Source organism: Pseudomonas extremorientalis (assembly GCF_001870465.1).
Taxonomy (GTDB): domain Bacteria; phylum Pseudomonadota; class Gammaproteobacteria; order Pseudomonadales; family Pseudomonadaceae; genus Aquipseudomonas; species Aquipseudomonas extremorientalis.
On record NZ_MDGK01000015.1, the window covers coordinates 219,490 to 245,700 of the forward strand.

Annotated in this window: 24 protein-coding genes; 7 read left to right on the plus strand and 17 right to left on the minus strand. The window is 60.8% G+C overall.

Features of this window, described 5'->3' with window-relative positions; genetic code table 11:
• Positions 1–4 precede the first annotated feature (4 nt).
• From BFN10_RS04730 to BFN10_RS04740, 3 genes are read left to right on the plus strand one after another with little or no spacing between them, the layout of a single operon-like run.
• Complete coding sequence (locus BFN10_RS04730; RefSeq protein ID WP_071488697.1) at positions 5–1,129, plus strand: GNAT family N-acetyltransferase; 1,125 nt, start codon at positions 5–7, stop codon at positions 1,127–1,129.
• Entirely contained in the window at positions 1,129–2,898 is a 1,770-nt protein-coding gene (locus BFN10_RS04735; RefSeq protein WP_071488698.1) for a sensor histidine kinase, read from the plus strand. The genes BFN10_RS04730 and BFN10_RS04735 overlap by 1 nt, the downstream gene beginning before the upstream one ends.
• Positions 2,888–4,285 carry a sigma-54-dependent transcriptional regulator gene (locus tag BFN10_RS04740; RefSeq protein ID WP_071488699.1) on the plus strand — a complete coding sequence of 466 codons (1,398 nt, stop codon included), beginning with the start codon at positions 2,888–2,890 and terminating at the stop codon, positions 4,283–4,285. Before BFN10_RS04735 ends, BFN10_RS04740 begins: the two co-directional genes overlap by 11 nt.
• 123 nt (positions 4,286–4,408) lie before the next feature.
• Here BFN10_RS04740 and BFN10_RS04745 read toward each other — a convergent pair whose 3' ends face one another.
• The 11 genes from BFN10_RS04745 to BFN10_RS04795 all read right to left on the minus strand — a co-directional run bounded on the left by BFN10_RS04745 (position 4,409) and on the right by BFN10_RS04795 (position 16,789).
• Positions 4,409–4,747, minus strand: a complete 339-nt coding sequence (locus BFN10_RS04745) for a GlpM family protein (protein WP_071488700.1) — start codon at positions 4,745–4,747, stop codon at positions 4,409–4,411.
• A complete protein-coding gene (aauR, locus tag BFN10_RS04750; protein WP_071488701.1) occupies positions 4,747–6,096 on the minus strand; it encodes a two-component response regulator AauR in 1,350 nt (449 codons plus the stop codon). The genes BFN10_RS04745 and aauR overlap by 1 nt, the downstream gene beginning before the upstream one ends.
• Positions 6,093–7,994: a two-component sensor histidine kinase AauS gene (gene aauS / locus BFN10_RS04755; RefSeq protein WP_071488702.1), complete on the minus strand. Its 1,902-nt coding sequence runs from the start codon at positions 7,992–7,994 to the stop codon at positions 6,093–6,095. Before aauS ends, aauR begins: the two co-directional genes overlap by 4 nt.
• A gap of 113 nt (positions 7,995–8,107) precedes the next feature.
• Positions 8,108–8,842, minus strand: coding sequence for an amino acid ABC transporter ATP-binding protein (locus BFN10_RS04760; protein WP_071488703.1), 735 nt, complete (start codon positions 8,840–8,842; stop codon positions 8,108–8,110).
• A complete protein-coding gene (locus BFN10_RS04765) occupies positions 8,839–9,510 on the minus strand; it encodes an amino acid ABC transporter permease (RefSeq protein WP_071488704.1) in 672 nt (223 codons plus the stop codon). Before BFN10_RS04765 ends, BFN10_RS04760 begins: the two co-directional genes overlap by 4 nt.
• Positions 9,510–10,256, minus strand: a complete 747-nt coding sequence (locus tag BFN10_RS04770) for an amino acid ABC transporter permease (RefSeq protein WP_071488705.1) — start codon at positions 10,254–10,256, stop codon at positions 9,510–9,512. The genes BFN10_RS04765 and BFN10_RS04770 overlap by 1 nt, the downstream gene beginning before the upstream one ends.
• 193 nt (positions 10,257–10,449) lie before the next feature.
• Positions 10,450–11,376: a glutamate/aspartate ABC transporter substrate-binding protein gene (locus BFN10_RS04775; protein ID WP_071488706.1), complete on the minus strand. Its 927-nt coding sequence runs from the start codon at positions 11,374–11,376 to the stop codon at positions 10,450–10,452.
• Positions 11,377–11,700: 324 nt separating this feature from the next.
• Positions 11,701–13,239, minus strand: a complete 1,539-nt coding sequence (glpD, locus tag BFN10_RS04780) for a glycerol-3-phosphate dehydrogenase (RefSeq protein WP_071488707.1) — start codon at positions 13,237–13,239, stop codon at positions 11,701–11,703.
• Positions 13,240–13,508: 269 nt separating this feature from the next.
• Complete coding sequence (locus BFN10_RS04785; RefSeq protein ID WP_034118315.1) at positions 13,509–14,264, minus strand: DeoR/GlpR family transcriptional regulator; 756 nt, start codon at positions 14,262–14,264, stop codon at positions 13,509–13,511.
• Positions 14,265–14,347: 83 nt separating this feature from the next.
• A complete protein-coding gene (gene glpK, locus BFN10_RS04790) occupies positions 14,348–15,853 on the minus strand; it encodes a glycerol kinase GlpK (RefSeq protein WP_071488708.1) in 1,506 nt (501 codons plus the stop codon).
• Positions 15,854–15,931: 78 nt separating this feature from the next.
• A complete protein-coding gene (locus tag BFN10_RS04795) occupies positions 15,932–16,789 on the minus strand; it encodes an MIP/aquaporin family protein (RefSeq protein ID WP_071488709.1) in 858 nt (285 codons plus the stop codon).
• A gap of 329 nt (positions 16,790–17,118) precedes the next feature.
• On the opposite strand from BFN10_RS04795, the gene ybaK reads away from it, so the two are divergent.
• Complete coding sequence (gene ybaK, locus BFN10_RS04800) at positions 17,119–17,589, plus strand: Cys-tRNA(Pro) deacylase (RefSeq protein WP_071488710.1); 471 nt, start codon at positions 17,119–17,121, stop codon at positions 17,587–17,589.
• A gap of 7 nt (positions 17,590–17,596) precedes the next feature.
• Here ybaK and BFN10_RS04805 read toward each other — a convergent pair whose 3' ends face one another.
• Complete coding sequence (locus BFN10_RS04805; RefSeq protein ID WP_071488711.1) at positions 17,597–18,703, minus strand: ABC transporter ATP-binding protein; 1,107 nt, start codon at positions 18,701–18,703, stop codon at positions 17,597–17,599.
• The gene (gene argF / locus BFN10_RS04810) at positions 18,700–19,620 is read right to left on the minus strand and encodes an ornithine carbamoyltransferase (protein ID WP_010212747.1); all 921 of its coding nucleotides are present in this window, start codon (positions 19,618–19,620) and stop codon (positions 18,700–18,702) included. Before argF ends, BFN10_RS04805 begins: the two co-directional genes overlap by 4 nt.
• A 435-nt stretch (positions 19,621–20,055) precedes the next feature.
• On the opposite strand from argF, the gene BFN10_RS04815 reads away from it, so the two are divergent.
• Complete coding sequence (locus BFN10_RS04815) at positions 20,056–22,164, plus strand: molybdopterin oxidoreductase family protein (RefSeq protein WP_071488712.1); 2,109 nt, start codon at positions 20,056–20,058, stop codon at positions 22,162–22,164.
• Positions 22,165–22,241: 77 nt separating this feature from the next.
• Positions 22,242–22,580, plus strand: a complete 339-nt coding sequence (gene grxD / locus BFN10_RS04820; RefSeq protein WP_016970749.1) for a Grx4 family monothiol glutaredoxin — start codon at positions 22,242–22,244, stop codon at positions 22,578–22,580.
• 69 nt (positions 22,581–22,649) lie between these two features.
• Here the strand turns inward: grxD and bfr are convergent, their stop codons facing one another.
• The gene (bfr, locus tag BFN10_RS04825) at positions 22,650–23,120 is read right to left on the minus strand and encodes a bacterioferritin (protein ID WP_071488713.1); all 471 of its coding nucleotides are present in this window, start codon (positions 23,118–23,120) and stop codon (positions 22,650–22,652) included.
• Positions 23,121–23,321: 201 nt separating this feature from the next.
• Positions 23,322–23,540: a bacterioferritin-associated ferredoxin gene (locus BFN10_RS28650; RefSeq protein WP_083351544.1), complete on the minus strand. Its 219-nt coding sequence runs from the start codon at positions 23,538–23,540 to the stop codon at positions 23,322–23,324.
• 244 nt (positions 23,541–23,784) lie between these two features.
• Here BFN10_RS28650 and BFN10_RS04830 point away from each other — a divergent pair, with 244 nt between their 5' ends.
• Positions 23,785–24,387 (plus strand): peroxiredoxin, encoded by a 603-nt coding sequence (locus BFN10_RS04830; protein ID WP_003172097.1) that lies wholly within the window; start codon positions 23,785–23,787, stop codon positions 24,385–24,387.
• Between the two features lie 64 nt (positions 24,388–24,451).
• Here the strand turns inward: BFN10_RS04830 and rnt are convergent, their stop codons facing one another.
• Complete coding sequence (rnt, locus tag BFN10_RS04835) at positions 24,452–25,123, minus strand: ribonuclease T (protein WP_010564138.1); 672 nt, start codon at positions 25,121–25,123, stop codon at positions 24,452–24,454.
• Positions 25,120–26,166, minus strand: coding sequence for a dihydroorotase (pyrC, locus tag BFN10_RS04840; protein ID WP_071488714.1), 1,047 nt, complete (start codon positions 26,164–26,166; stop codon positions 25,120–25,122). Before pyrC ends, rnt begins: the two co-directional genes overlap by 4 nt.
• Positions 26,167–26,211 lie beyond the last annotated feature (45 nt).

The window sequence follows — 26,211 nt, forward strand, 5'->3', positions numbered from 1 at the left end:
CGATGTGATCACCGCCCAAGCCTTCCCGACCATCCGGGCTATCCAGCGCAGTGCCTGGAACGACTGTTTCCCGGGTGCCCTGGAGGACTGGGACTATTACGTAGCCGTGGAAAACGCGGCCATTGATGATTTCCAGTGGCGTTATCTCGCGGTTTATCAGGATGGAACGCTGGTGGCCGTGGCTGCCGCGTTCATCACGCATTATCGCCTCGACACCACGGTGTCGGGCGCCGGCAAGCGCTTGACCGAACGTGTCGAACGATTGTGGCCGGGGCTTTTGCAACTGGGGCTGTATGCCCTCGGATCGCCGGTGGCCGAACGCTGCGACGTGGGTTTCGCCAGCAGCGTGGCGGATGCGCAGCGTCCGCTGTTGCTCAAGCACCTGCTGGGCGCCGCCCGCCAGGATGCCGATGACTTCGGCATCGGCCTGGTGGCGGTCAAGGATGCGCCGAGCAAGGATCCGCATTGGCTCCAGAGCTGCCGCGCGGCAGGCTTCCAGAGCATGCCAAGCTTGCCCACCGGCGTGTTGCCGCTGCCGTACGGCTCGGTGGATGCCTACCTGGGTTCGCTGGGCAAATCCACGCGCAAGGACCTGCGCCGCAAGCTGCGTGCGCCGGGGCCGCGGGTGGAGTGGCGGCGCAATATCGACGACGTGCTGCCCGAGGTGATGCGCTTGTACGAGGCCACGCTCACGCGTGCCGAGTTGCAGTTCGAACGGCTGCCCGCCGGTTACTTCACCGGTGTGCTCGAACGCCTGGATGAGCGCGCGGTCTGTGTTCTTTACTGGGTGGACGAGCAACTGGTGGCGTTTAACCTGGTGCTGGTCGACCAACACCGGCTGGTGGACAAGTTTTTCGGGCATGACGTGGCGTTCACCCGCGACTACAACCTGTACTTCCGCAGCTGGCTGACCAATGTCGACTACTGTATTCAACACAATATTGCCGTGTATGAGTGCGGCCAGGCCGGGTATGCCAGTAAGCTGCGCCTGGGTTGCGAGTTCCAGGGCAACAGTGTGTTTTTTCGTCACCGCAATCGGCTGGTCAACGGCCTGCTCAAGCTTGTAAAACTGTTTATTCGACCGGACCGTTCCGACCCTGCCATGGCTGCTGCGATAAGCGAAACCTGATGATCACCAAGACCCGCCAGAAAGCCCGCCCCTTTGCCATTTCGCGCTGGAGCGTCCAGCGCAAGCTGGTGCTGGCGTTCTGGTTGGTCAGCGTGATTCCTACCATGATCGCGGCTGAGCTGGCCGCGACCACGCTGTCGCAGATCTTCGACAGCAACGTGCGCATCTGGCTGCAGGAGTCGACCAAGATCGTCAAGGACGAAATCGGCGACATCCTTCACGACAACGCGCGCATGGCCAAATTGTTCCTGCGCTACACCAGCCCGCCGTCAAGCCGGCAAGCCGCCAAGCACGACCGCCTGACCGCCGACATTGCCGACGCTACCGACATCGACGTGGTGGCGCTGATTCGCGCCAGCGACCACAAGGTCGAATTCAGCACCGCCTCCGATGACATCGTCAAACAGATCAACCTGACCAGCAACGCGGTGTTGCAGACCGTGCAGGTGGCCGGGGTGAATACCGGCCTGGTGGTGTCGACCTTTGAAACCAGCCGTGACGGTGTCGACTACCTGTTGCTGGTCGCCACCTACCTGGACAGCAGTTTCCTCACCAGCGTGGCCGATGTGCATTCCCTCGACCTGCGCCTGTACCTGGCCAACCCCGACGGTTTTTCCGAGATCTTCTCGACCCAGCGCTTCGTGGATCACCCCTCGCGCATCCCCAAGAGCGTCGAAGCGGCGATGCGCAGCACCCGCCAGCCCAGCGAGCAGTTCACCAACAACTACAGCGGGCTGTACTGGCCGATCTTCAATGATGCGGGGGATTTGCAGGGCGTGATTTTCAGCGGTCTGCTGCGCCACACCAGCCTGGTCGGGCTGGTCAACCAGAGCAACCTGTTCGTGCTGATCTTCCTGCTTAGCTCGGCCTTGTCGCTGGCGGCCGGGGTGTTGGTGTCGCGGCGCCTGACCAAACCGCTGCGCGACCTGTCCCAAGGTGTGGACGCGGTGATTTCGGGTCACTACGAACACCGTGTGCCGGTCAGCGGCGGCGATGAGCTGGCGCAGTTGAGCAGCACCTTCAACCATATGACCGAGCGCCTGGGCGAGTTGCATTACCTTGAGGCCCAGTTGCGCCGACGCGATCGCCTGCACGCCCTGGGCGAAGTCGCCATGGGCCTGGCCCACGAGATCCGCAACCCGCTGGGCATCATCAAGACAGCCACGCAACTGTTGCATCGGCGTGCCGATCTGCCGGAAACCGACAAGCGTCACCTGGAATACGTGGTCAGTGAGGTCAGCCGCATCAACGACCTGATCACCGAGTTCCTCGACTTCGCCAAGCCCAACCCGCCGCTGCGCGTGTTGCAGCCGGCGCGCGCGCTGGTGGACGAGATCCTCGGCTTTTGCGCGCCGGAACTGGCCACCCATGCGATCGATGCGCATGTCGATGACCAGGCGCCGGGAGCGACCATCTATGCTGACGCCAAGCAGCTCAAGCAGGCGTGTCTCAACCTGATTCTCAACGCCGTCGACGCGATGCCCGAAGGCGGGCGGCTGACGTTGGGCATTCGCTCGGTGGACGACAACACAGTGATCAGCATCGCCGACACCGGCCAGGGCATTCCGGCGGACATGATCGAGCGTATCTTTACCCCGTTCGTCACCACCAAGGCCTCGGGCACCGGGCTGGGCCTGGCCAAAGTCTATTCGATCATGGAAAGTCACGACGGCAGCATCGAATGCGCCAGTGAAAAAGATGCCGGCGCCACGTTCAGCCTGTACATTCCGGCGATGGGCGAAGACGACGAGGACAGTCATGACGCATAACATTCTGGTAGTCGACGACGAACCCAAGCTCTGCGACCTGCTGGCGTCGGCCCTGGGCCAGAACAACGTGCAGGTGTTCATCGCCGGCAACGGCCTGCACGCGCTCAAGGTGCTGGAGCAGGAAGACATCGACCTGGTGATCAGCGACTGGCGCATGCCAGGCATGGACGGGCCGGCGCTGCTGGCCGAGATCAAGGTGCGTTACCCCCACGTGCCGGTGATCGTGATGACTGCCTACAGCACCGTGAAAAACGCCGTGCAGTCGATGCGCAATGGCGCCTACGACTACATCGCCAAGCCGTTCGATATCGACGAGCTGGACATCACCGTGGCCAAGGCCCTGCAGTTTCGCGACATCATGCGCGACAACGCGCGCCTGCGCGCCGAACTGGACGAGCACGCACAGTTCGACAGCCTGGTGGGCGACAGCCCGGCGTTTCGCAAAGTGCTGCAGGCGGTGGACTCGGTGCGCGACAGCAGCGCCACCATCCTGCTCACCGGCGAAAGCGGCACCGGCAAGGAAATGGTCGCCCGCGCCATCCACAAACACGGCAGCCGTGCCGACCAGCCGTTCGTGGCGGTCAACTGTGCGGCGATCCCGGAAGGACTGCTGGAAAGCGAAATGTTCGGCCATCGCAAAGGCGCGTTTACCGGTGCCGTGGCCGACCGGGTAGGGCGCTTCCAGCAGGCCGACAAGGGCACGTTGTTTCTCGACGAAGTGGGCGACATGCCGTTGGCGTTGCAGGCGAAGATCCTGCGTGCATTGCAGGAGCGGGTGATCGAACCGGTGGGCGACCCGCGCGAGCGCAAGGTGGACGTGCGGGTGATTGCCGCCACCAACAAGAATTTGCTGGACGCGGTGGCCAACAAAGAGTTTCGCGAAGACCTGTATTACCGCCTCAACGTGTTCCCGATCCCGTTGCCGGCCTTGCGCGAGCGGGTGGAAGACATCGCGCCGTTGGCCCGCCACTTCGCCCACACCCTGAGTGCCACCGCCGGCAAACGCATCACTGGCTTCAGCCCGGAAGCCTTGCAGGCCATGGCGGCGTATCACTGGCCGGGCAATATCCGTGAACTGCAGAACTGCGTGGAGCGCGCGACCATCGTGGCGGCGTCACCGGTAATCGAGGATATCGACCTGCCGGGTTATCTGTTTGCATCCAAACCGAGCGAGGGCGGCGTGACGGCGATCCTCAGCGATGGGCCGGGCATTCCCCAGGACCTGGATGCGGCGCTGGCAGAGGTGGAGAAGGCCTATATTCTGGCAGCGTTGCAGGAGAGCAATGGCGTGCAGGCCGCAGCGGCGGCGAAGATCGGGATTTCCGAGCGCAGTTTCTGGTATCGCCTGAAGAAGCTGGGCATTCAGGTCGACAAGATCGTCCGCTGACTCAACCGGGATAAAAATGTGGGAGGGGGCTTGCCCCCGATTGCAGTGGGTCAGACAGCTTTTCTGTCTCTGATACACCGCCATCGGGGGCAAGCCCCCTCCCACAGTTTTGACCGTGCTGGGTCAGGTGTGGACGCGTACCCAGATGCTCACCAGCACCGTCGCGGCCATCAACCACGCCACGGCGGCCACGGCCAGTGATGCCTCCAACCGCATCCGATCGACCATCACATACAAGGTCGCCAGGTACACAAAATACGGAATGATCGACCACATCCCGAACAGGATCGTGGTCTTCAAGTCGTCTACCGAGCGCCCTTTGCCGACGATGTAGTGGGCGATCAACGCAAAGGTCGGAAACAGCGGCACCAGCCCTGCGATGTAATAGTTTTTGGTCTTGGCCAGCGCCGCCAGAATCAGCACCACTGCCGCGCCGAGGGCGGCCTTCAATAGCAAGTCCATCAGTGACTCAACCCGTACTTCTTGACCTTGTCGAACAGCGTGGTCTTGGCCATCCCCAGTTCCTGGCTGGCCTGGGTCAGGTTGCCGCCGCTGCGTTGCAGCGCATCGTTGAGCAGGTTGCGTTCGAAGGCCTCCACTGCCTCGGTAAAGGCCAGCCCCTGGCCGCCGCTGCTGGCGCCGCTTTTCTTGAAGGCGGGCAGGCCGAGGGCGAAGCGTTCGGCGACGTTGCGCAATTCGCGCACGTTGCCCGGCCAGTCGTGGCTCATCAGGCTCGACAGGGTCTGGTTGTCCAGCTCCGGCGCAGTGCGGTCGAAACGCAGGGATGACTGCTGCAGGAAGTGTTCGAACAGTTGCAGGATGTCTTCGCGACGCTCGCGCAGGGGCGGCAGTTCCAGGGTCACCACGTTAAGGCGGTAGTACAGGTCGCTGCGGAACTGGTTGGCGCGGCTCAGTTCGTCGAGGTCGGACTTGGTGGCGGCGATCACCCGGCAATCCACTGCGACACTCTGGTTCGACCCCAGGCGTTCCAGAGTGCGTTCCTGCAATACCCGCAGCAACTTGATCTGCAGGTTGATCGGCATGCTTTCCACTTCATCGAGGAACAGCGTGCCTTCGTGGGCGTGTTCGATCTTGCCGATGCGGCGCTTGCCGGCACCGGTGAAGGCGTTGGCTTCGTGGCCGAAAATCTCGCTTTCGAAGAGGTTCTCCGGCAGGCCGCCGCAATTCAGGGCGACGAACTGGTGGGCGTGACGCCGGCTGAAATCATGCAGGCAGCGCGCGACCAGTTCCTTGCCGGTGCCGGTCTCGCCTTCGATCAGCACGTTGGCCGAGGTGTCGGCGACGTTGGCGATCAGTTCGCGCAGGTTCTGCATCGCCGGCGAACGGCCGATGATGCGGCCTTCCAACGAATCGCGCTCGGCCAATTGGCGGCGCAGCGACCAGACTTCCCGCGCCAGCCCGCGCTGCTCCAGGGCGCGCCGGGCGACGTCGACCAGGCGTTCGGGGGAGAAGGGTTTCTCCATGAAGTCATAGGCGCCGTTGCGCATCGCGCCGACCGCCATGGAAATATCGCCGTGCCCGGTAATCAGCACCACCGGCAGGCTTTTATCCAGGGCCTTGAGGCGGGTGAGCAGCTCCAGGCCGTCGATGCCCGGCAAACGGATATCGCTGATCACGATGCCGGCGAAGTTTTCGCCGATGCGCTTCAAGGCTTCTTCGGCACTGCCCACGCCGACGCTGGGAATATCTTCCAGGGCCAGGGCTTGCTGGCAGCCGAGCAACACGTGGGGGTCGTCTTCGACGATCAGCACGGTGAGGTCTTCTTTAACGGCGGTAGCGTTTGTATTCATGTCGACTCAGCTTGTTGAGTGCCCGCCAGCGGCAGGCACAAGACAAAGGCCGTTCCACCACTGGCCGGGTGTTCCACGGCGAGGTTGCCGCCGGTGGCCGCCGCGAGGCTGGCGGACAGCGTCAGGCCCAGGCCCAGGCCTTGCTCGCCGGGCTTGGTGGTGAAGAACGGTTCGAACAAATGCTTGCGCGCCTCGGGATCGATGCCGTGGCCATTGTCGCGCACTTGCAGGCGGTATTTGCCCTCGCTGCTGCTGCCCTCCAGCCACAATTGCGGCGCCGGTTGGGCTTGCATGGCGTCGAGGGCATTGCCGATCAGGTTGACCAGGATCTGTTCCAGGCGCGTCTGGTCGATTTGCAATTGGGCGTGGGAAAAGTCGCGGTGCAGGGTCAGTGGCAGGCTGTCCAGGCGTGCGCCGAGCACCTGGAACGCGGCGTCTACCGCTTTGGCCAGGCTGGCTTCGCCCTGGTCGTCTCCGCGCCGGGCGAAGGAGCGCAGGCTGGCGGTGATACGGCCCATGCGGTCGATCAGTTCATTGATGGTCTTGAGGTTGGCGCTGGCGGTATCCAGGGCGCCGCGCTCCAGGAAACGCACGGTGTTGCCGGACAGGGTACGCAGCGCGGCCAGTGGCTGATTCAATTCGTGGGCGATGCTGGTGGACATCTGGCCGATGGCCGCCAGTTTGCCGGCCTGCACCAGTTCATCCTGGGCACGGCGCAGGGTTTCTTCGGCCTGGCGCCGTTCGCGGATCTGGCCCTTGAGCCGTTCGTTGCTGGCGCGCAGGTCGGCGGTGCGCTCGGCAATCCGTCGTTCCAACTGGCTGTTGGCTTCCTGCAAGGCTTCCCGTGCGGCGAGGCGGGTGGCGATGACTTTGCGTCGCTCGTTCCAGGCAATCAGCAAAAACGCCACCAGGCCAAACGCAACGGCCACCAGGATGCCCTGGTTGATTGCGGCGCGGCGCAGGTCGTTGAGCGGGGTGAGCAGGGTGAAATTCCACGGCGTGTCGTTGAGCGGACGGGTCTGCGCCAGGTAGCTGACTTCGTGGGCGTCGTTGACCACTTCGCTGTTGGCCGGGAAGGTCAGCTTCTCGGTGCCTTCGTTGAGGCGCTCGCGGGCCAGGGGCTCCAGCTCGTTCAGCGTCGCCCAGTAATATTGCAGGCTGTGGGCCAGGCGGTCCTTGGTGTCATCGCTCAGCGGGCGCACGGCCTTGAGGCGCCGGGCCGGGTCACTGGAGAGGATGATGATGCCGTTTTCGTCGCTCACGAACGCTTCGAGGCGTGCGCGTTGCCAGCGCTCTTCGAGGGCTTCGAGGCGTACCTTGACCACCGCGACGCCGATGATCTTGCCATGCTCTTCCAGGCCGTGGGCCAGGTAGTAGCCGGGTTCGCCGTTGGTGCTGCCGATGCCGTAGAAGCGACCTGGCTGGCCCCGCACGGCGTTCTGGAAATAGGCGCGGAAGGACAGGTCTTCACCCTGGTAACTGTCGGCATCGCGCCAGTTACTGGTGGCCAGCACGCGGCCGGTGGTGTCCATCACGTAGATGGCCCGACTGCGACTGCGTCGGTTCAGGCCTTCAAGGTAATCGTTGACGGTCTTGCGGGTTTCCTGGTTCGGGTCGGCCAGCAGCGTGGAGACGCTGGACTCCAGTTCCAGCAGGCTGGGCAGGTAGGTGTATTTGCTCAGCTCGCTTTCGACGGTGCGGGCATGCAACTCCAACTGGCGTTCGCCGGTGTCGCTGAGGGTGCGGATGCCGTAGTACTCACTGACCCAGAAGCCGATGAAACCCAGGCCGATCATCAGGGCGATGATCAGGGGCGGCAGGAACAGTTGGCGGATCAGACGTGGTTTCACGGCAAGTGATGGCGGTGCGGCGCGAAATTGGTTGGGGTCGCATTTCATCACAGATGCCTTGGGTCAACCAGTTGTGCTGATGGTGCTTATTCTGTGGCGAGCGGGGCAAGCCCGCTCGCCACAACAAGCCCGTCTTCACAGACAGAGCAGCGAGTTGCTTCTTAGTGCTGCAGGATTTTCTCGAGGAAGTGCTGCGCGCGTTCGGAGCGGGCGCTGATGTCGCCGAAGAACTCTTCTTTCGGGCAGTCTTCGATGATCTTGCCGGCGTCCATGAAGATCACGCGGTCGGCCACTTTGCGGGCGAAGCCCATTTCGTGGGTCACGCACATCATGGTCATGCCTTCCTGGGCCAGTTGCACCATCACGTCGAGCACTTCGTTGACCATTTCCGGGTCCAGCGCCGAGGTCGGTTCGTCGAACAGCATGACGATCGGGTCCATGGCCAGGGCGCGGGCAATCGCCACACGTTGTTGCTGGCCGCCGGAGAGCTGGCCCGGGTGCTTGTGCGCATGTGCCGACAGGCCGACGCGCTCGAGCAGTTGCAGGCCTTTCTTGGTGGCTTCTTCCTTGCTGCGGCCCAGCACCTTGATCTGCGCGATGGTCAGGTTTTCGGTGATGGTCAGGTGCGGGAACAGTTCGAAGTGCTGGAATACCATGCCGACGCGCGAGCGCAGTTGCGGCAGGTTGGTCTTCGGGTCGGCGATGGAAGTGCCGTCGACCACGATGTCACCCTTCTGGAACGGTTCCAGCGCGTTGACGCACTTGATCAGGGTGGATTTACCCGAGCCGGACGGCCCGCACACCACGATCACTTCGCCTTTTTTAACCTCGGTGCTGCAATCGGTCAGCACCTGGAAGTCGCCATACCACTTGTTGATGTTCTTGATAGAGATCATACGGCAAACCTTTTTTGCAGACGCTTGACCAGCAGCGAGGCGGAAAAGCTGATGATGAAGTAGACGACACCGGCGAAAACCAGGAACTCATTGGAGCGGCCGATGATGTCGCCGTTGGAACGGGCGGAGTTGAGGAAATCCACCAGGCCCACGGTGTAGACCAGCGAGGTGTCCTGGAACAGGATGATCGACTGTTGCAGCAGCAACGGGGTCATCTTGCGGAACGCCTGGGGCAGGATGATCAGGCGCATCGTCTGGCCGTAGGTCATGCCCATGGCCTGTGCAGCCGCCATCTGGCCCTTGGGGATCGACTGCACGCCGGCCCGCACGATTTCACAGAAGTACGCGGCTTCGAACATCATGAACGCCACGACGCAGGAGGTGAATGCGCCGATCGGGGTGTCTTCGCCGGTGATCCAGCGCAATACGAACGGCACCGCCAGGTAGAACCAGGTGATCACCAGCAGCAGCGGGATCGAGCGGAAGTAGTTCACATAAGCGCCGGCAACGCGCGACAGCAGTTTGCTGGACGACAGGCGCATCAGCGCCAGGACCGTACCCAGCGCGATACCGCCGACCACGCCCATGACCATCAACTGCAGGGTCATGACCATGCCGTTCCACAGGCCCGGGATGGCGGGGATGATGCCGCTGAAATCGAAGTCCATTATTTACCCCCCACGGAGATCAGGCCGGGCACTGCGACTTTCTTCTCGACCACGCGCATCAGCAACATCAGGCTCATGTTCAGGGTGAAGTAGATCAGCGTGGCCAGGGTGAAGGCTTCAAACAGGTTGGCCGAGAACTCGGCGGTCTGCTTGGTTTGCGCCAGCAGTTCCATCAGGCCGATCAGGGACGCCACGGAGGAGTTCTTGAAGACGTTGAGGAATTCCGAGGTAAGCGGCGGAATGATGATCCGGTAGGCCTGGGGCAGCAGCACGTTCCAGTAGATCTGCGGCAGCTTGAAGCCCATGGCGCGTGCAGCGGATTCCTGGCCGCGTGGCAGCGCCTGGATGCCGGTACGCACTTGCTCGCACACTCGGGCGGCGGTGAACAGGCCCAGGCACACGACAACGCTCAGGTAGGCGGAGGTGGTCGGGTTGAGGTCCTGTTTGTACCAGTCCTGCAGGTTCTGCGGCAGCATGTCGGGTACCAGGAAGTACCAGATGAACAGCTGAACCAGCAGCGGCACGTTACGAAACAGTTCCACGTAGCAGGTCGCGATGCCCGCTACGATGCGGTTTGGCACGGTGCGCATGACGCCCAGAATGGACCCCAGCAGCAAGGCGATAATCCATGCCACGACAGCGATGGCGATGGTCCAGCCCAAGCCGGCGATGTACCAGTCGAGATAAGTCTCGCTGCCCACGCCAGTGGACTTGAAGAACACGCCCCAGTCCCAGTTGTAATTCATTAGGGTCTCCCCTCGAGATCGATCGATGTACAAGCACCCGCTTGGGGAAGATCCTTTCCCGCCTGGCGATGAACGCCAGGCACACGCGATCGGCTCGAAAACCGCCAGGTCGAGTGTTCCACAATAAAGCCAGCAGGTAGTAACAGACGCCTGAGGGAGGTTGGCTCCCTCAGGAGATAAGCTTAGTCAGGTATCAGATTTTTACGTCAGGGGCTGGTTTGTCGCTTGGGTTGGCGATCAGCTCCTTCACCTTGTCGCTCATCGGGAAGTTCAGGTTCAGGCCTTTTGGTGGGATCGGGCTCTCGAACCATTTGCTGTAGATCTTGTTGATTTCGCCGGATTTGTACAGGGCAACGATGGCGTCATCTACAGCCTTCTTGAAGTCCGGGTCGCCTTTGCGAACCATACAGGCGTAGGCCTCAAAGGACTGTGGAGTACCGGTGATGACCCAGTCGTCCGGCTTCTTGGCCTTGGCTTCTTCACCGGCCAGCAGGGCGTCGTCCATCATGAACGCTACGGCGCGGCCGCTTTCCAGCATCTGGAAGGATTCGCCGTGGTCTTTGGCGGAGATGACGTTCATGCCCATCTGCTTGTCGGCGTTCATCGCCTTGATGATGCGCTCGGACGTGGTGCCAGCGGTGGTCACGACGTTCTTGCCTTTCAGGTCGGCGAAGTCGGCGTAGCTCGGCTTGCCATCCTTGTCTTTCTTGACCAGCAGACGGGTGCCGATTTCGAAGATGTTGACGGTGAAATCAACTTGCTGGGCGCGTTCGGCGTTGTTGGTGGTGGAACCGCACTCGAGGTCCGCGGTGCCGTTCTGGATCAGCGGAATACGGGTTTGCGAAGTGACCAGGTTGTACTTGGCCTTCAGGTCGGGCTTGTTCAGGTCTTTTTTCAGGGTTTCAACGATAGCCAGCTGAATGTCGTGGGAGTAGCCCACAGGTTTGCCCGAGCCATCCGCGATGTAGGAAAACGGAATGGAGCTGTCGCGGTGAGCGAGGGTGATGGTGCCGGAGTCGTTGATTTTCTTCAGTGTGCCGGTGAGTTCGGCGGCGAAAACTGGAGTGCTGATCAGAGCAGCAGCGATAGCTGCGCCCAGGATATGGGGAACGATGCGCATCAATACTTCCTCGACATTTGTTTTTTTTATGAAGCCGGCTAGACGGCTCTCTTGTACAGCGAATGCCCGTGACGGCTCCTGAGGCGTCTCAGGCAATCGTCAGGGAGTGTAGAGCATGAGTCGTGCCATACCTCGAATAAAAGGTTATCTATTTGATTTATAAGGGTATTAAATTTTTGTTTCGAGGAATTTATCATGCCGTGATCCGGCAATCCGAATAGGCGGTGGTATGGCGTTCGGAAAACCGAATAGGGCGTGTGGGATTTATCTTGCATAAAAAAGCCCCTGGGCCGTCCGGCGCAGGGGCTTTGCGGGGCGACCTGATCAGGCCGCTTCAATCTTTGCACGGGTCTGCTCGACCTTGGACAGGTAACGTTGCACGTTGTCCTGTTCTTCCGGGGTGGTGAACAGGCCGAGCTTGGTACGGCGCCACAGCACGTCCTGGGGCTGTGTGGCCCACTCTTCGGCGCACAGGTAATCGACTTCGCGGGTGTACAGGCCACCGCCCAGGTGGTCGCCCAGGTCGGCCAGCGACTGCACACCTTCCAGCAGGCGCCAGGTGCGGCTGCCGTAGGTGGTGGACCAACGGCGGGCGATCTCGCTCGGTATCCAGTCGAACTTGCTGCGAATGGCTTCGGCCAGGGCTTCTGGCGTCGTCATGTTTTCACCGCCCGGCAGGCTGGCGGTGGCGGTCCAGCTCGGGCGCATCTGGGTGAAGTACGGTGCCAGTTGCGCCATGGCCGATTCAGCGAGTTTGCGATAGGTGGTCAGCTTGCCGCCGAACACCGAAAGGATCGGCGCTTCGCCCGTGCCACCGGACAGTGCCAGGGTGTAGTCACGGGTGATGGCCGACGGGTTGTCCGATTCGTCGTTGCACAGCGGGCGTACGCCGGAGTAGGTGTGCACGATGTCATCGCGGCTCAGTTGCTTCTTGAAGTGCGCGTTGACCACTTTCAGCATGTAGTCGGTTTCACCTTCGGTGATCGCCACTTTTGCCGGATCGCCGGTGTATTCGCGGTCGGTGGTGCCGATGATGGTCAGGTGGTTCAGGTACGGAATGGTGAAGACGATGCGCTGGTCTTCGTTCTGCAGGATATGCGCGTGGGCGCCTTCATACAGTTTCGGCACGATCAGGTGGCTGCCCTGGATCAGGCGGATGCCGTAGGGCGAATCCAGCTTCAGGTCGTCCTTGATGAACTTGGCGACCCACGGGCCGGCAGCGTTCACCAGGGCCCGGGCGCGGATCGAAAACAGGCTGCCGTCGGCGCGCTCCATGTTCATTTCCCACATGCCATTGCTGCGGTGGGCGCTGATGCAACGGGTCTGGGTGTGGATGTGCGCGCCTTTTTCGCGGGCGGCCATAGCGTTGAGCACCACGAGGCGGGCGTCATCGACCCAGCAGTCGGAGTATTCGAAACCTTGGGTGATTTCGCTTTTCAGCGGGCTGTCGGCGCCGAACTTGAGGCTTTTCGAACCGGCCAGTTTTTCACGCTTGCCCAAGTGGTCGTACAGAAACAGGCCGGCGCGGATCATCCACGCCGGACGCAGGTGCGGGCGGTGCGGCAGCACGAAGCGCATCTGCTTGACGATGTGCGGGGCCTTGGCCAGCAGCACTTCACGTTCGGCCAGGGCTTCGCGCACCAGGCGGAATTCGTAATGTTCGAGGTAGCGCAGGCCGCCGTGGATCAGCTTGCTGCTGGCGGAGGAGGTGTGGCTGGCCAGGTCGTCCTTTTCGCAAAGGAATACCGACAAACCGCGACCGGCTGCGTCTGCTGCAATACCGACGCCATTGATCCCGCCGCCGATAACGGCAACATCATAGACTTCGGCAAGCGGTGGAGCAGGCAAGGTAGAAGGGTTCATCGGCTGGCCTCGCGATCTTTTTCGTATTGGAATTCGAACATTAATGTTCATTTGCGAAAATGGTAGCTGATAAACGCGCGCGCAGCCACCTGAGTTCGATTGAAAAAACTCATCGAAGGGCGGGCAAAGGAAAATTTGTGAACATGAGCCAGTGCTGGCTGGAGAAATGGGTGGTCTGGTCAATAGCTATCGGGGGCAAGCCCCCTCCCACATTGGAATGTGATCAACCTGTGGGAGGGGGCTTGCCCCGGATGGCGTCAGTGCAGACGCTACACCACTTCCAGACGAACCTTGTGGTCATTGAGCAACTGCACCAACGCTGGCACCGGCTGCTGATCCGTCACCAGGCAATCCACCAGGCTGATCGGCCCCAGGCGAATCATGGCATTGCGCCCGAACTTGCTGGAGTCCGCCGCCAGGATCACCTGGCGCGCATTGGCGATGATCGCCTGGGAAACCCGGACTTCCTGGTAGTCAAAGTCGAGCAAGCTGCCATCTTCATCGATACCACTGATGCCCACCAAGGCAAAGTCGACCTTGAACTGGTTGATGAAATCGACACTCGCCTGACCGACCACGCCCCCGTCACGCCGCACATTGCCGCCGGTCAGCAGCACGTCGAAGTCGTCCTTGGCACTGAGCATGGTGGCGACGTTGAGGTTGTTGGTGATGATTTTCAGATGGTTGTGGTTGAGTAACGCACGGGCGATGGATTCGGTGGTGGTGCCGATATTGATGAACAACGAGGCGTGATCGGGGATCTGCGCGGCGATGGCTTCGCCGATGCGCTGTTTCTCGTCGCGCATCTGGTCGGCCCGCATGGCGTAGGCGGTGTTTTCGACGCTGGAGTCATAGGCCGCGCCGCCGTGGTAGCGGCGCAGCAGATTAGCGTCCGCCAGTTGGTTGATATCGCGGCGGATGGTTTGCGGGGTAACAACGAAGAGCTGCGCCATTTCCTCGATACTGACATAGCCGCGTTCGCGGACCAGTTCGAGGATTTGTTGTTGGCGGGGAGGCAGATTCATGGGGCGTCCTTTGGGCTGCCATACAAAAGTGGCCCATGATGACGCAGGAATCCGCTCCCTGCCAGTTACAACCCGACGTTGGCTTATTCAGCGCCTTCGTGCGGCTCCCAATCACGGGTGCGGCTGACAGCTTTTTGCCAACCGGCGTAGAGTTTTTCCTTGGCGGCTTCGTCCAGTTGCGGTTCGAATTCGCGCTCGATCACCGCCTTGCCGCGCAACTCGTCCAGGCTGCCCCAGAAGCCGCACGCCAGGCCGGCCAGGTAGGCGGCGCCGAGTGCAGTGGTTTCACGCATTTGTGGGCGCTCGACCTGGGTGCCGAGGATGTCGGCCTGGAATTGCATCAGGAAGTTGTTGGCCACCGCGCCGCCGTCCACACGCAGGGCCTTGAGGCGTTCGCCGGAGTCCTGTTGCATGGCGTCGAGCACGTCGCGGGTCTGGTAGGCAATCGACTCCAGCGCTGCACGAATGATGTGATCCACGCGTACGCCACGGGTCAGGCCGAACAGTGCGCCACGGGCATACGGGTCCCAGTAGGGCGCGCCCAGGCCGGTAAACGCGGGTACCAGGTACACGCCGTTGCTGTCCTTGACCTTGCCGGCAAAGTATTCGGTGTCGTGGGCATCGTTGATGATTTTCAGCTCATCACGCAGCCACTGCACGGTGGAACCGCCGTTGAATACAGCACCTTCCAGGGCGTAGGCCACTTCGCCACGCGGACCGCAGGCGATGGTGGTGAGCATGCCGTGCTTGGACTTCACCGCTTTGTCGCCGGTGTTCATCAGCAGGAAGCAGCCGGTGCCGTAGGTGTTCTTAGCCTGGCCGGCTTCGACGCACATCTGGCCGAACAGGGCGGCCTGTTGGTCGCCGGCGATACCGCCGATGGCGATGCCGCTTTTGGTACGGCCGTAGATTTCCGAGGAGGACTTCACTTCCGGCAGCATTTCGCGCGGCACGTCGAGGATCTCCAGCATCTTGGCATCCCACTCCAGGGTGTGGATGTTGAAGAGCATGGTGCGCGAAGCGTTGGTGTAGTCGGTGACGTGGGTCTTGCCGCCGGTAAATTTCCAGATCAGCCAGCTGTCGACGGTGCCGAACAGCAGCTCGCCGTTGCGCGCACGCTCGCGGCTGCCTTCGACGTTGTCGAGGATCCACTTGAGCTTGGTGCCGGAGAAGTACGGGTCGGTGACCAGGCCGGTGGTGTCGCCGATGTATTGCTCGTGGCCGTCGCGCTTGAGTTGCTGGCAGATCTCGGTGCTGCGGCGGCACTGCCAGACGATCGCGTTGTAGATCGGGCGACCGGTGACTTTGTCCCACACCACGGTGGTTTCACGCTGGTTGGTGATACCGATGGCGGCGACCTGGTCATGGTGCAGGCCCGCTTGAGCCAGGGCCTCGACCATCACGGCGCTCTGGGTGGCGAAGATTTCCATCGGGTCATGTTCGACCCAGCCCGCCTGCGGGTAATGCTGGGCGAATTCGCGCTGGGCGGTGCAGACCACGTTGGCGTCACGATCGAAGATGATCGCCCGGGAACTGGTGGTGCCTTGGTCAAGGGCGATGATGTAGTTCTTATTCTGAATATCGGTCATGTCGAATGCCTTGGAAAATAAGAAAGTCGGTAATCAGCCTGGGCCGTAAAAAGGGCAGGTACGTTCAGGCTGGCGCTATCAGGAAATACGGGTCTTGCCGTTGACAGCCGTGTCAGGTGTTGCTTCAGCTATAGCAGGTGCGGCGCTCGGCAGGTGACGGGCAATCAGCCCGCGATAGGCCGCGGCGCCGAGGCATGCGCCGACAATCGGCGCGAAAATCGGTACGAGGAAGTAAGGAATATCGCGGCCGCCAGTGAAGGCCATTTCACCCCAACCCGCAAAAAAGGTCATCAGCTTGGGCCCGAAATCCCGCGCCGGGTTCATCGCAAAGCCGGTCAGCGGGCCCATGGCGCTGCCGATCACTGCGATCAGCAGGCCGATCAGCAGGGGCGCCAACGGGCCGCGTGGCAGGCCGTTGTTGTCATCGGTGAGGGCCATGATCACGCCCATCAGAATGGCGGTGATGACCATTTCCACCAGGAACGCCTGGGCGGTGCTCAGCAGCGCATGGGGGTAAGTGGAGAACACCGACGCCAATTCCAGGCTGGCCTGGGAGCCGCGCACCATATGGTGGGTTTGTTCGTAATCGAAAAACAGGTTGCTGTAGAGCGTGTACACCAAGGCCGCCGAGCAGAAGGCGCCGGCGATCTGGGCGAGAATGTAGAAGGGCAGTTTGCGCTTTTCGAAGTCGGCGAAAATGCACAGCGCGATGCTGACAGCCGGGTTGAGGTGGGCTCCGGAAATACCGGCGCTCAGGTAGATCGCCATGCTGACGCCGACCCCCCAGATGATACTGATCTCCCACAAGCCAAAGCTGGCACCCGCGACCTTGAGCGCAGCGACACATCCTGTACCGAAGAAGATCAGAAGCGCAGTCCCCAGGAATTCGGCCATGCATTGGCTCGAAAGTGAAGGCTGTTGAAGAGCAGTTGTCATGGAAAACCTCAGTTGTTGTTCTTGTCTGGCGCACAACCTCAACGGGCTGTTGCGCGATTTTCACCGTGGCAGGGATCCCCATCCCGACCATGGCTTACTGCTTTGAACGCTGCGGGTGTATTCCTACAGCATTCGGAAACGAAAAAATATAGACAAGAATGACGGCTGTCAAAGGTCGAAAGTGAACTGTCAGTCACTTTCAAACTATTGGTCTGGTGAATGATCACGCTTGTCACATTGCGTGTGTACCGCAAGAGTGGGCGGACTAGAGCGTTTTACGTGGGCTTGGCCTAGAATTGGCCATCTGTTTGCCATGCCTCGGAGATACCATGACGCCCGCATTGGACCTGTTGAAAAAAGTTCGCGCCGAACATCGAGTCCACAGTTACGAACATGACCCAAAGGCGGCGTCCTATGGGCTGGAGGCCGCGGAAAAATTGGGCCTGGACCCGGCGCAGGTGTTCAAGACCTTGCTGGCCAGCAGCGAGAAGGGCGAATTACTGGTGGCAGTGGTGCCGGTCGTCGGAAGTCTGGATCTGAAGGCCCTGGCGCACGCGGCAGGCGTCAAGAAAGTCGAAATGGCCGACCCGGCGGCCGCGCAACGCTCCACTGGCTATCTGTTGGGCGGCATCAGCCCGCTGGGTCAGAAGAAGCGTCTGCGCACGTTTATCGATGTGACGGCGCAGCCGTTCGCGACGATTTTTGTGAGCGCGGGAAGGAGGGGGTTGGAGGTTGAGCTGCCGGCGGCGGTGCTGGCTGAGCATACCCAGGCCAAGTTCGCGGAAATTGGCCGGGTATGACGGGGCTTTATACCGGGCTGTAACGCCGTACGCCGGATTCGACTGGAGGGAGGTGTGCGGCCGTGCTGCCGGACGCCTGGAACAACACCAGGTGTTCGGCGGCCACCCGAATGCCCACATCCGCACCGACCTGATGATCGGCATGACTCGGGAAAATCGACTCCAGCTGCGCGCCGGTCGGCAGCTGCAGGCGGTACAGCGTCGATGCGCCGAGGAACGTCTTGCCGACGATCCGCGCTTTCAACCCGCTGTCCGGCGCGTAGACGATGTCATCCGGACGCAGCAACACATCCACCGCACCGCCGGTAGGCCAGGTGTAGGCGCGGTTGCCGCGCAGCTCACCCAGTTCGGTGCTGACCGATTCCGGCGAGCTCAATTGACCACGGATGAAGTAACCCTGGCCGATAAAGCTGGCGACGTAAGGTGTCTGCGGTTCGTGATAAAGGTTGTAGGGCGTGTCCCACTGCTCGAGACGGCCCTCTTTGAACACCCCGACCTGGTCGCTGACGGCGAAGGCTTCTTCCTGGTCATGGGTCACCAGGATCGCGCTGGTGCCGCGTGCCTTGAGGATGTCGCGCACTTCGTGGCTGAGCTTGCGTCGCAACTCGCCATCGAGGTTGGAGAAAGGCTCATCCAGCAACAGCAAGGCCGGTTCTGGCGCCAAGGCTCGGGCGAGGGCGACGCGTTGTTGCTGGCCGCCGGACAGCTCATGAGGGAAGCGCTTGCCCAGGTTCTTCAGGTTTACCAGCTCCAGCAACTCGGCAACCACCCGGTCTTTTTGCGGGTGCTTGCGAATACCGAAAGCAATGTTGTCGGCCACGCTCAGGTGAGGAAACAGCGCGTAGTCCTGGAACACCATGCCGATGCGACGTTTCTCGGGAGCCAAGGTGAACCCGGCACTGGAGATCACTTCGCCGGCCAGGCTGATTTCACCTTCGTGCACCGGCTCAAACCCGGCAATCGCTCGTAGGGTGGTGGTCTTGCCGCAACCCGAGGAGCCCAGCAGGCAACCGATGTCGCCCGCATTGAGGTGCAGGTTGAGGTTCTGTACCACCCGTTGATCTTGATAGCCGCATGCCAGGTTGCGCAGGTTCAGCAGTAATGGATGGCTCATGCGTGGTGGTACGACGGTGGCACGAGGAATTCGAGCAGGGCCTTTTGTGCATGCAGGCGGTTTTCAGCCTGGTCCCAGGCGACCGAGCGAGGGTCGTCGAGCAGGTCGGTGCTGATCTCTTCACCACGGTGGGCCGGCAGGCAATGCATGAACAGGACATCGGGCGCGGCCAGGTCGAGCAGGGCGCGGGTCACCTGATACGGGGCGAACAGGGCCAGGCGCTTGGCGGTTTCGTCTTCCTGGCCCATGGAGGTCCACACGTCGGTGCTCACCAGGTGGGCGCCGATCACCGCGTCACGCGGATCGCGGACCAGGGTCACGCGGTCGCCGGCTTGTGCCAGGAAGCGCGCGTCAGGCTCGTAGCCTTCCGGGCAGGCCACGCGCAGTTGGAAGTCGAATTGGATGGCCGCTTCTATATAGCTGTTGCACATGTTGTTGCCGTCGCCGATCCAGGCCACGGTCTTGCCCTGGATCGAGCCACGGTGTTCAAGGAAGGTTTGCATGTCGGCCAGCAGTTGGCACGGGTGCAGGTCATCGGACAGGCCGTTGATCACCGGTACACGGGAGTTGGCGGAAAATTCGGTCACGGTGCTGTGGGCAAAGGTACGGATCATCACGGCATCGAGCATGCTCGACATCACTTTCGCGCTGTCGGCGATCGGCTCGCCACGGCCCAGCTGGGTGTCGCGCGAGGACAGGAAGATAGCCTGGCCACCGAGTTGGATCATGCCGGCTTCGAACGACACACGGGTGCGGGTCGACGACTTCTCGAAGATCATGCCGAGCACGCGGTTTTTCAAAGGCTCGAACAGTACGCCGCGGTTACGCAGGTCTTTAAGCTCAATGCCTCGACGGATCACGCTGACCAGCTCTTCGGGCGTGCAATCCATCAGGGAGAGAAAGTGCCTTGCGCTCATCATTAACTACCTTTTTGCAACAGACCGCAGATACTCAAAGCCTTGTTTGTTGTGACAACGGGCGAGACCTGCGGCGAAAGCCGCACGGGGCGACGAAATAGGGGAAGGCGCGATCTTATAATTAAATGTCGCGTCTTACCAATAGGGCTACGGTTTTTAAGGGTGTTCAAGCAGGGCGCCGAAGCGCTTTTGAAGATGAATTCCAGACAGCAGCGGGCCATTTGTACACTGGCGCCGAGACCTTTTGCAATGCGCGGAGGCGGGCGCAGACCAGGCTGGGTCGGTTTCAGAGGCTATGGGGCGGGTTTTGAAACATTTGCTCACGCTTGCTCATGGCCGGGCCTGATGCTGGTCGATTCACGTGGCGAACGTTGCTGGCGCGCCTGCCGCTCCCGGCCCATAGTGGGATCAAAGCCCCTATAAAAGAGACTGGCCATGACCAAGACTCTCCACCACCGTGCCTGCCATCTGTGTGAAGCCATTTGTGGCCTGACCCTGGAAACCACCCAGGCCGACGACGGCAGCCTGGCGATCACCTCGATCAAAGGGGATCCGCTGGATACATTCAGTCGCGGGCATATCTGCCCCAAGGCTGTGGCGCTGCAGGATATCCAGAATGACCCCGACCGCCTGCACCAGCCGATGCTGCGGGTGGGCTGTGAATGGCAGCCGATTGCCTGGGAAGACGCCTTTGCGCTTGTAGCCGAGCGGCTCTCAGGGATTCAGGCGCGGCATGGGCAGAATGCAGTGGCGGTGTATCAGGGCAATCCCAGCGTGCACAACTACGGACTGATGACCCACAGCAATTACTTCCTGGGCCAGTTGAAGACGCGCAATCGGTTTTCCGCCACCTCGGTAGACCAGTTACCCCATCACCTCACCAGCTACCTCATGTACGGCCATGGCCTGCTATTGCCAATCCCGGATATAGATCACACCGACTTCATGTTGATTCTGGGCGGCAACCCACTGGCGTCCAACGGCAGCATCATGACCGTGCCTGATGTGGAGAAGCGCCTCAAGGCGATCCAGGCCCGGGGCGGCAGAGTGGTGGTGGTCGACCCACGGCGCAGCGAGACGGCGGCGATGGCCGACCAGCATCTGTTCGTGCGCCCGGGTGGTGATGCGGCATTGCTGTTCGGAGTGCTCAACACGTTGTTTAGCGAGAACCTGACCCGCACCAGCCATTTGCCGGTGGAAGGCCTTGAGGAGGTTCGTCGCGCCATCGCCGGCTTTACCGCCGAGGCCATGAGCCGTCAGTGTGCGGTGCCTGCCGAACAGATCCGCCAGTTGGCGCGGGACTTTGCTGCCGCCGACAAGGCGGTGTGTTACGGACGCATGGGGGTATCGACCCAGGCGTTCGGCACGCTGTGCCATTGGCTGGTGCAACTGATCAACCTGGTGACCGGCAACCTGGACCGCGTGGGAGGGGCGCTGTGCACTACGCCGGCGGTGGATCTGGTTGCATCGACTGGTGGTGGGCATTTCAATCGTTGGCAAAGCCGGGTTTCCGGGCGCCCGGAGTATGGCGGCGAGCTTCCGGTGTCAGCATTGGCCGAAGAAATGCTCACCGAAGGGGAAGGACAAATCCGTGCGTTGGTGACGGTGGCGGGCAACCCGGTGTTGTCGACGCCCAACGGCCGGCAGTTGGAACAAGCCCTCGACGGATTGGAGTTCATGGTCAGCATCGACCTTTATATCAACGAAACCACGCGCTATGCCGACCTGATCCTGCCGTCCACGTCGGCGCTGGAGAATGATCACTACGACACCACCTTCAATATGTTCGCGGTGCGCAATGTCACCCGCTTCAATCGCGCAATCCTGCCCAAGCCTGCGGGCGCGCTGCATGACTGGGAGATCTTTGTCGGCCTGGCCAAGGCCTTTGCCGCACAGACGGGCGCGGTGCTCAAGCCGACCATGCCGCCTGCGCAGATGATCGACTTCGGGCTGCGTGCCGGGGTGTACGGTGATGCGTCCAGCCACAAGTTGTCGGTGGCCGTGCTGGCGGACCATCCTCATGGTGTGGACTTGGGGCCGCTGCAGCCCAATCTTGCGGCACGCTTGAAAACCGTTGATGGCAAGGTGCAGGCGGCGCCGGGGGTGATCCTTGCCGACCTGGCGCGTTTTGCCGCGCAGCCGTTGCCAGTGGCCGATGAACTGCTGTTGATCGGCCGCCGTCACGTGCGCAGCAATAATTCCTGGATGCACAACTACCATCGGCTGGTGAAGGGCAAGCCACGTCATCAATTGCTCATGCACCCGGATGATCTGGCCAGTCGGCAGTTGAGCGATGGGCAGCGCGTGCGCGTGAGTTCGCGCATCGGCATGATTGAAGTGGAAGTCCTGGCCAGCCTGGACATGATGCCCGGCGTAGTCAGCCTTCCGCATGGTTGGGGCCATGGCCGTCCAGGCGTGCAGATGACAATCGCCAGCGGACAGCCGGGGGCGAGCGCCAACGATTTGACCGACGAGCGGCAGTTGGATGAGTTGTCGGGCAATGCCGCACTCAATGGCGTTCCGGTGCAGGTAGCAGCCGCCTGAGCACCACGCTGGAATTTTGCGTTACAATGCGCCACCGTGCCGACCTGTGAGTCGCAAAGTTCCAGCCGAGGTGTTCCATGGATATCATCGAAACGATCAAAGAGCAGATTGCCAACAACACCATTCTGCTTTACATGAAGGGCGCGCCTAATGCTCCTCAGTGCGGTTTCTCCGCGAAAGCTTCCCAGGCCATCATGGCGTGCGGCGAGAAATTCGCTTACGTGGATATCCTGCAAAACCCTGAAATCCGCGCCAACCTGCCGAAGTACGCCAACTGGCCGACCTTCCCACAACTGTGGGTTGCCGGTGAACTGGTCGGCGGCAGCGACATCATCGTTGAGATGGCGGCTGATGGTTCGTTGCAAACGCTGATCAAAGAAGCAGCGGCAAATGCGGCGGCCAAGACCGACGCGTGATTGGCCTGCAATAAAAAGCCCCGCTTCTCGAGAGAGAGCGGGGCTTTTTTGCTTCTACAGGAAGCGGGGTTACTCGCCCATCTGCGACTGCAGGTAGTTTTCCAGGCTGACTTTATCGATCAGGCCCAGTTGGGTTTCCAGCCAGTCGATGTGCTCTTCCTGGTCTTCCAGGATGTCTTCCAGCAGTTCGCGGCTGCCGAAGTCACCTTTGGTTTCACAGTGAGCAATGGCGGCCTTGAGGTCGCTGTGGCTCTTGCGTTCGAAACCCAGGTCGCTGCTTATCATTTCCTGGGTGTGTTCGCCGATGCTCAGCTTGCCCAGGTCCTGCACGTTCGGCAGGCCTTCCAGGAACAGGATGCGCTTGATCAGCGCGTCCGCGTCCTTCATGGCCTTGATCGATTCTTTGTATTCGCGCTTGCCCAGCTTTTCCAGGCCCCAATCGTCATACATGCGTGCATGCAGAAAGTACTGATTGATCGCGACCAGTTCATTGGCAAGGGATTTGTTGAGTTGCTGGATGACTGAGATGTCGCCTTTCATGACTGGGGTCCTGCCCTGTAATCGCTGTGTATAAAGCGGAGTTTGAGCGGCGAAATCCCTAGTGTCAAACCTAAGTTATTGAATAATAAATGAAAATTAATCGGAATAAGAATGTTTGTGTTCCGCGTCTTAGCGCTAACTTATTGAATTGCGGGCATAAAAAAACCGGACACTAAGTCCGGTTCCTTAAAACATGCCTAATCAGGCGTGTGTAAATTCTGCTGAATAGGGGAGCGCGGTCTGAGCGGTCTGCAGCTGTGTCAGGGTTTCCCGTACCACTTGCTTGGCGAGGCAAGCACATTTACCACACTGGCTGGCAACGCCGGTGGCTTCACGCACTTCCTTGTAGCTGCAGCAACCTTCATAGATTGCTTCGCGGATTTTTCCGTCGGTGACGCCAGTACAGAGGCACACATACATAAGGGAGAACCATCGCGGGTTTAAGGCTTAAGTGCGGTGGATCTTAATGTTAACGAGAATGATTGTCAAAGTAGAATCGTAGGGTATTCACTGGCACCGTGCCCGCACTGACGAACGGTTTTTTCAGTGTATGATGGTCGGTCTTCACGAAGCGTGACTGCGTCACAGGGCTGTCGCTTATAAACGGCAGACTCAAGGCCGGTCCTTTTACTTCAATCGTCACCCTTACATCAGGAGATAACCAATGAGCGTACTCGTCGGCAAACAAGCCCCGGATTTCGACGTACCTGCCGTCCTCGGCAATGGCGAAATCGTAGACAGCTTCAAACTGTCTGAAGCCATCAAAGGCAAATACGGCCTGGTGTTCTTCTACCCGCTGGACTTCACCTTCGTCTGCCCGTCGGAGCTGATCGCTCTGGACCACCGCATGGACGATTTCAAGGCGCGCAACGTTGAAGTGGTAGCCGTTTCCATCGATTCCCATTTCACCCACAACGCCTGGCGCAACACCGCCATCAATGATGGCGGCATCGGCAAAGTGAAATACACCATGGCTGCCGATATGAAGCACGACATCGCCAAGGCCTACGACGTTGAGTCCGAAGGCGGCGTGGCCTTCCGTGGCGCGTTCCTGATCGACGACAAAGGCGTGGTTCGCTCCCAGATCATCAACGACCTGCCACTGGGTCGTAACATGGAAGAGCTGATCCGTCTGGTCGACGCCCTGCAATTCCACGAAGAGCACGGCGAAGTCTGCCCTGCCAACTGGAAAAAAGGCGACAAAGGCATGAACGCTTCGCCGGAAGGTGTTGCGGCTTACCTGACCGAGAACGCTGGCAAGCTGTAAGCCACGTTTGCGGCAAAAAAAACCGGCCTGAGAAGGCCGGTTTTTTTATGCGCGGGATTCCACTTCAGTCGTTGAAGTCTTCCCAGCCGCCCATCTGTTTCCAGCGGTTGACGATGCCGCAGAACAGCTCGGCCGTCTTCTCTGTGTCGTAGCGGGCCGAATGAGCCTCACGACCGTCAAAGTCGATGCCGGCTGCCTGGCAGGCTTTGGCCAGCACGGTCTGGCCATACGCCAGCCCGGCGAGAGTAGCGGTGTCAAAGCTGGAGAACGGGTGAAACGGGTTGCGCTTCATGTCCAACCGCGCCACGGCGGCATTCAGAAAGCCCAGGTCAAAGCTGCTGTTGTGGCCGACCAGGATCGCGCGCTTGCAGCCATTGGCCTTCAATGCCTTGCGCACGCCACGGAAGATATCGGTCAGTGCCGCTTCTTCACTTACTGCCATGCGCAATGGGTGATCGAGCTTGATCCCGGTGAACTCCAAGGCAGCCGCTTCGATATTGGCGCCTTCGAACGGCTCGACGCGGAAGAAGTGGGTGTGTTCCGGGAACACAAAACCCTGTTCGTCCATGCCGATAGTCGTCGCGGCGATTTCCAGCAGCGCATCGGTGGCGCAGTTGAAACCACCGGTTTCTACGTCGATGACAACCGGCAGATAGCCGCGGAACCGCTCGGCCATCGGATGACGGGATCCGCCACCGCTGTGCTCGTGTTCGTCATCGTAATGGTCTTCACTCACTTGCTTTCCTCCAGCAGGCGCCAGCGCAGTGTTTCACCGGCGCGCAGCGGGATGACAGTCAGCTCGCCAAACGGCAGGCTGGCAGGGGCGGTCCAGTCTTCACGAACCAGGGTAATGCGATCGGTATTCGCCGGCAGGCCGTAGAAACGCGGGCCATTGAGGCTGGCGAACCCTTCGAGCTTGTCCAGGGCGTTGCGCTGTTCGAACGCTTCAGCGTATAGCTCGATGGCGGCATAGGCGGTGTAGCAGCCGGCACAACCGCACGCGGCTTCTTTGGCGTGCTGGGCGTGAGGCGCGGAGTCGGTGCCGAGGAAAAACTTCGGATTGCCGCTGGTCGCCGCATCCAGCAAGGCCACCTGGTGCGTGTTGCGCTTGAGGATCGGCAGGCAATAGAAGTGCGGCCGAATCCCGCCTACCAGCATGTGGTTGCGGTTATACAGCAGGTGATGCGCGGTGATGGTCGCACCAACGTTGGCCGAGGCCTCGGTGACGAACTGCACTGCATCGGCAGTGGTGATGTGCTCGAACACGACCTTGAGGGTCGGGAACAGCTCCACCACACGACGCATGTGTTCGTCGATGAAGATCTTCTCGCGATCGAACACGTCCACATCGCCACGGGTGACTTCACCGTGGATCAGCAGCGGCATGCCGACGTCGGCCATGGCTTCGATGGCCGGCAGGATCTTGTCGATACTGGTCACGCCGGAATCGGAGTTGGTGGTGGCGCCGGCCGGGTACAGTTTGGCGGCGTGCACAAACCCACTGGCCTTGGCCTCGCGAATTTCTTCGGGCTGGGTGCGGTCGGTAAGGTACAGCACCATCAGCGGTTCGAACCGGCTGCCGGCCGGCCGTGCAGCGAGGATACGCTGGCGGTAGGCATCGGCTTGCTCGGCGTTACGTACCGGAGGAACCAGGTTAGGCATGATGATGGCGCGGCCAAAGGTACGCGCTACATCGGCCACGGTGTGGGGTAACGCAGCACCATCGCGAAGATGAATATGCCAGTCGTCGGGACGCAGCAGGGTCAGGCGGTCGGACATTGGGGATTCCAGGCGGGTCAATCTGGGGGGAATGCTACCGGAAAA